This is a genomic window from Azospirillum sp. INR13 (assembly GCF_015390205.1).
In the GTDB taxonomy this organism is placed as follows: domain Bacteria; phylum Pseudomonadota; class Alphaproteobacteria; order Azospirillales; family Azospirillaceae; genus Azospirillum.
In genome coordinates, this window is the sequence record NZ_VUOI01000029.1 from 12,501 (window position 1) to 17,500 (window position 5,000).

Below are 5,000 nucleotides of genomic sequence, written 5' to 3' on the forward strand. Positions count from 1 at the left end.
TGCCTTCTGCCGCTTCACCATCCAGCAGAGCCTGCCGATGGTCGTGGAGGACGCCGCCGACGATCCGCGGTTCCGCGACAATCCGCTGGTTCTGGGATCCCCCCACATCCGTTTCTACGCCGGCGCGCGATCATCAACCGCAACGGCCTGGCGCTCGGTTCGGTCTGCCTGATCGACACGATGCCGCGCAGCTTCGGCATGGTGGACCGCATTGTGCTGGCCCAGCTCACCGTGACGGCACTCGTCGCGATCGAGAAGCGACAATGCTAGCTGTCCCAACGGGTTATAGAGCCGGCCCCCGGGTTGCTTCACAATGGCCGACAGGATAGCGCAAGGAACGGCGCCAGCCGTCATGATGCATTTCCCGCCCTTGCCCGTGCCATTGTCCCCGTCCACGCCCTCAATGCTGTCCCGCGAGGAGGGCCGGCTTGCCGTTCTTTGGCGCTACGAACTGCTCGACACTCCCGAGGAACCAGCCTTCGACCAGATCACCCGTCTGGCCGCAAAGTTGCTGCATGTGCCGATCGCGCTGCCGGTCTCGATCAACACCGCGATGCTGGACCTCGGGGCCAATGACTTCGCCGACCAGATAGCCGCCATGCTGGACCGGCCCGGGGTGCAAGGCGGACTGGATCGACTTCGAGGTGACGGAAAGCGTGCAGATGACCGAGCGGGCGGTGGTCGACCGGCAGCTCGACCAGCTGCGCCGGCTGGGATCGATGTCGAGATCGACGATTTCGGCACCGGCCAGAGCGCGCTGTCCTACCTGAAGGACATCCCGGCGACGGCGGTGAAGATCGATCAGCGCTTCATCCGCTCCATCGCCACCGAGCGCAGCGACCAGATCATGGTCTGCTCCACCATCGACCTGGCCCACGATCTCGGCTATCGGGTGGTGGCGGAGGGGGTGGAGACCGTCGAAGCCTATGAGTGGCTGCGCCAGCACCGCTGCGACTTAGGGCAGGGTGACCTGATCTCCCGCCCGTTGGCGGCGGGGGCCTTCCGGCCCACCGCCGTGGTTGCAGTGTGACCTACGCCGTCGCCGGACTCATGGGCGACAGGCAGGCGTCGATGGAGGCCCGTTCGATCTCCGCATAGAGGTCGAACGGGTTCAGGACGGACGCGCCGAGATCGGCTTCGAAGCGCTGCTGGTTCGGGCTGGCGGAGAAATCCTGCTGCGCATCGTCGCCCAGGTTGGACTGGAAGATGCCGGCAGCGCTGACCGGCAGGAAATCCTCATAGACCACCGGATCGAACCGGACGAGACCAGCCCCGATCAGCGCCTCCAGATCGGCGTCCGGTGCCGACAGGTTGCGCCGTCCGGCCTCGGTCAGCGAATAGATGAAATAGCCGAACTGCCGGCGTCGGATCTCGTCCCAGCTGTCGGGGAACGGGGCGAAGACCTCCTGCAGGGCCGTCATGTACTCGGCGGCATTGGACCCGTCGGCGGCCGGGGCGACGAGGCGGCGGGAATCCTGCAGCAAGGCGTCATACAGAGCACGGCCCTTCGGTGTCAGCGCGATGCCGCGCTGTTCGATCTCGCCGAAACGTGCGGTGTGGACACCCGAACGCCAGCCGTCGCCATCGCGGAAATCCACCGGCTCGCTCAGCGCCTTGAAGGAGGTCTGGCGCAGCAGGATGGGGCAGCGCCGGGTCGGCGGGCCTTCCACCACCGCCTTGGGTGCGATGCCCTTCTCCGGCATCATCCGCTGCACGGCGTCGATGTCCAGCGTGCGCGGTGTCAGATGGTTGATGTGCGGCCCCTTGAAGGAAACGACATCGGCGATCAGCCGGTGGGCGTCGTGCAGCCGCTTGTAGAGGTCGAGCGGCACATTGGCCCGGCTGTGCCAGCGGAAGGTTTCCAGCGCCTCCGCGACGAAGTGGGTGGCCTCCTCCTCCGTCAGTCCGCCGGCCGCCTCGGCCTTTTCGATCAGGGCAAGGCAGCCGGGGTGAAGATGCTGCGCGCGGCCAGCACCTGTTCCGCCTCCTGCCGCAGGCCGGCATCGGCGATCAGGTCGAGCCTCAGCAGCGAGGTGAAGACGCGGAAAGGATTGCGGCTCAGCGCCTCGTCGGTCACCGGACGGAAGGCGGTGGAATGGACGGGAACACCGGCCTCCGAAAGGTCGTAATAGCCGACCGGCTGCATGCCCATCACCGCGAATAGGCGGCGCATGGTGGACAGCTCATTCGCGGTGCCGAGCCGGATCGCGCCGTGACGCTCCTCCGTGATGCGGGCGAGACCGCCCGCGGCCTCCAGCCGGTGGCGCTCCGCCGGGTCGGCGGCCAGCACCGCTTCGTTCACCTCGCGAACCAGCTCGACGAGCGTCTGATAGGCGGGCACCTCCGTCCGGTACATCTCCGACATGGCGTTGGAGAACAGGGTACGGATCGCATCGGGGCTGATAAAACCAGCGTTGAAGGAACTCTGGGCACTCATTGCAAATCTCGCTCGCGTTGCCTGCGTCGGACCGGTCCGGACGATCTCCCGGCCCCTCCCATAGAGCAGCTATAGCAACGAAGCGCCGCATTGGATTGCGATTGTTTTTTACCGACTTGATGAGGAAAAGCTCATGATATGGCCGGCGGTCCTCCGGGATGTCGTCCCGAGTTTCCTCCAGTATCCAATCACGGAAGGCGGCAAGCGGCGGATAGCTCGTTCGTTCCGACGGCCACACGATGTGATAAGCGTCCTCACTCTCCATGGGCAGGTCGAGCGCGGGCACCAGTTGCCCCGTTCCCAATTCCTCATCGATCAGGAAAAGCGGCAGCAGCGCCACCCCCAGCCCGGCGACGGCCGCCTGAATGGTGGTGCCGAACTGGTCGAACAGCATGCCATGCACCCCATCGGCCGGCGTGTCGTGCAGGGTCAGCCAACGTTCCCATGCATCGGGGCGGCTGGTCAGGTGCAGCAAGGGGGCAAGGCGCAGATCGCCGGGCTGCCGGAAGCCGAACCGGTCGCGCAGAGCGCGACTGCAGGCGGGGATGACCGTCTCCCGGCGCAGCAGAGCCATCTCCCCGCCCGGCCAATCCGGCCGGCCGAAGTGGATCGCCACGTCGACGGGATCCAGCCGGAAGTCGAAAGGCGCCATGCGCGTCACCAGGTTGATGGTCACGCCCGGATTCGCCGCCAGGAAGTTCGGCAACCGCGGCGCCAGCCAGCGGACCCCGAAGGTCGGCAGGACGGCGATGCTCAGCGTGCCACCGAAGGGATTGGCGCGCAGGTTGAGCGATGCGGTGCTGATCTTGCGCAGGGCATCACGCACCTCACGCACATAATACTCCCCTCCCGCGGTCAGGCGGATGGTCTGCCGTTCGCGGTGGAACAGCTCGACCTCCAGCAACTCCTCCAGCGCCTTGATCTGGCGGCTGACGGCGCTCTGGGTCAGGGACAGCTCCTTCGCCGCCGCGGTGATGCTGCCGGTCCGCGCCGCCGCCTCGAATGCAGTCAGAAGGGACAGGGAGGGAAGGAAGCGGCGGGGGCTCTGCATCTCATTCTCACAGGGAATGACTGGTTGAGCAAACATCACTTTGCCGAAGGGGGTAGGCAAGCGAATCTTCCCAGCTGTCCGTTGAGGCGGCGACCCGCTACGCTCACGGAACCGGTTCGGGCGGTGTTTCCGGCCGGGAATGACAGGCGGGCAAGAACACGGGAAAAGGACCACAGGGAATGCTGAACGATTCGCGGTCGCATGGGCTTTGGGAACGGACGGCACCGCCGGCGCCACCGACCACGCCGCTGACCGGCCCGGTCAGGGCGGACGTGGTGATCGTCGGGGCCGGCTACACCGGCCTGTCGGCCGCCCTGTATCTGGCGGAAAGCGGCGTCGACGCGGTGGTGGTCGAGGCGGTGGAGATCGGCTTCGGCGGTGCCGGGCGCAATGTCGGGCTGGTCAACGCCGGCATGTGGGTGATGCCCGACCAGCTCGTCAACACGCTGGGGCCGGTCTATGGCGAGCGGTTGATCGAACTGCTCGGGAATGCTCCGCGCGCGGGTGTTCGATCTGATCACGAAACACGCCATCTCCTGCGAGGACGAGCGCAGCGGCACCCTCCATTGCGGCGTCGGTCCCGCGGGCTTGCGCGAACTGGAGCAGCGGGCGGCGATCTGGCAGAAGCGCGGAGCGCCCGTGCGCCTGCTCGACGCAGCGGAAACGGCGGAGAAGGTCGGCACCAGCGTCTATACCGGCTCGCTTCTCGACCTGAGGGCCGGCACCATCCAGCCGCTGGCCTATGCCCGCGGGCTGGCCTCTGCCGCCGTGAAGGCGGGTGCCCGCATCTACACCCGGAGCCCCGTCCAGTCGGCAAGGGAGGTCGGCGGCAAATGGGAGGTGAAGACGGCGACCGGCAGCGTGCAGGCCGATTGGGTTGTCGTCGCAACCGACGCCTACAGCATCGGCCCCTGGGCGCAACTGCGCACCGAGCAGGTCCACCTGCCCTACTTCAATCTGGCGACGGAGCCGTTGTCCGACACCATGCAGAAGGCCATCCTGCCGGAGCGGCAGGGGGTTTGGGACACCAAATCGGTGCTCAGCTCCTACCGGTTCGACCGTCAGGGACGGTTGGTGTTCGGCAGTGTCGGCGCATTGAGGGGAACCGGGATCGCGGTGCACCGGGCTTGGGCGCAGCGTTCGCCTGGCCGCCCCTGTTCCCGCAGCTCGGCCCGGTGCGGTTCGAGGCCGAATGGTATGGGCAGATCGGGATGACCAAGGACAATCTGCCGCGCTTCCACCGGCTGGACCGCAACGTGATCGGCTTCAGCGGCTACAATGGCCGCGGCATTGCGCCCGGCACGGTTCTCGGCCGCTGCCTTGCGACCGCATCACCGGCAAGCTCACCGACGCGGAGATGCCGCTTCCCGACACGGCCCCGGATACGGTCGGCGGCCGTGCGGTGCGTGAAGCCGCCTACGAATACGGGGCGCAGGCGACTCACCTTGTCGGTGCGCGGCTGCCGGGTCGGATCTAACCTGGTTCGGAAAAACCGGCATGGCCGGAATAGAC

The 5,000-nt window shown here is 66.7% G+C and carries 5 protein-coding genes and 2 pseudogenes (1 of these 7 only partly in view); 4 read left to right on the forward strand and 3 right to left on the reverse strand.

Annotation, left to right across the window (positions count from 1 at the left end):
* Window positions 1-172 carry the end of a GAF domain-containing protein gene (locus F1643_RS17745; protein WP_194914542.1) on the forward strand. Its footprint begins 257 nt before the window's first position, so 172 of the gene's 429 nt are visible here — the last part of the coding sequence; the start codon falls outside the window, past its left edge; its stop codon occupies window positions 170-172.
* Between the two features lie 231 nt (window positions 173-403).
* The gene (locus tag F1643_RS17750; protein WP_194914543.1) at window positions 404-1,030 is read left to right on the forward strand and encodes an EAL domain-containing protein; all 627 of its coding nucleotides are present in this window, start codon (window positions 404-406) and stop codon (window positions 1,028-1,030) included.
* A gap of 1 nt (window position 1,031) precedes the next feature.
* Here F1643_RS17750 and F1643_RS23780 read toward each other — a convergent pair whose 3' ends face one another.
* From F1643_RS23780 to F1643_RS17760, 3 genes and pseudogenes are all read right to left on the reverse strand, one after another.
* Complete coding sequence (locus F1643_RS23780) at window positions 1,032-1,832, reverse strand: VOC family protein (protein WP_370540678.1); 801 nt, start codon at window positions 1,830-1,832, stop codon at window positions 1,032-1,034.
* Window positions 1,833-1,930: 98 nt separating this feature from the next.
* Window positions 1,931-2,437: a hypothetical protein gene (locus F1643_RS23785; RefSeq protein WP_370540679.1), complete on the reverse strand. Its 507-nt coding sequence runs from the start codon at window positions 2,435-2,437 to the stop codon at window positions 1,931-1,933.
* 181 nt (window positions 2,438-2,618) lie between these two features.
* Window positions 2,619-3,524, reverse strand: a pseudogene (locus F1643_RS17760) (LysR family transcriptional regulator); the annotation flags it as partial.
* A 143-nt stretch (window positions 3,525-3,667) separates the two neighbouring features.
* Here F1643_RS17760 and F1643_RS25085 point away from each other — a divergent pair.
* Together F1643_RS25085 and F1643_RS17765 are read left to right on the forward strand one after the other, a co-directional pair.
* Window positions 3,668-3,877 (forward strand): annotated as a pseudogene (locus F1643_RS25085) (FAD-dependent oxidoreductase); the annotation flags it as partial.
* A 115-nt stretch (window positions 3,878-3,992) separates the two neighbouring features.
* Window positions 3,993-4,703 (forward strand): NAD(P)/FAD-dependent oxidoreductase, encoded by a 711-nt coding sequence (locus F1643_RS17765; RefSeq protein ID WP_370540680.1) that lies wholly within the window; start codon window positions 3,993-3,995, stop codon window positions 4,701-4,703.
* Window positions 4,704-5,000 lie beyond the last annotated feature (297 nt).